The sequence below is a fragment of the Streptomyces sp. TRM70350 genome, from assembly GCF_019219825.1.
GTDB lineage: Bacteria > Actinomycetota > Actinomycetes > Streptomycetales > Streptomycetaceae > Streptomyces.
In genome coordinates this window covers 1-429 of record NZ_JAHUXH010000130.1, presented here as the reverse complement: position 1 = coordinate 429, position 429 = coordinate 1, and the positions used below count along the sequence as shown (strand labels likewise).

Genomic DNA, 429 nt, shown 5'->3' with positions numbered 1-429 from the left:
CGACAACGCCATCACCCTGCCCGAGGGCGCCGTCCGGCTCCCCGACGGCACGGTGAACCTCCCCGAAGGCGCGACCATCCCGGCGGGCGGGATCAGGATCCCCGAGGGCGGTGCGGTCAGGCTGCCCGAGGGCACCCCGCTCCCGGCGGGCGCGGTCGACCTGGGCAACGGCGCGGTCAAGCTCCCCGAAGGGACCCCGGTCCCGGCGGGCGCGGTGGAACTGCCCGAGGGCGCGGTCAAGCTGCCCGACGACGCCCCGGTCCTGCCGGAGGGCACGGTGAAGCTGCCCACCGAGGACGGCGCCCCCGCCCGCTACTACGACCCCCAGGGCAACATCCTCGACGAGGGCGGCAACGTCATCCAGAAAGCCGACGACGGCCCCGGCGACATCATCGACCAGCCCGACACCGGCACCCCGCCCGCCGGAGC

General features: G+C 75.8%; 1 pseudogene. It reads left to right on the top strand.

Features of this window, described 5'->3' with window-relative positions:
• Positions 1 to 429, top strand: a pseudogene (locus tag KWI83_RS37895) (hypothetical protein); the annotation flags it as partial.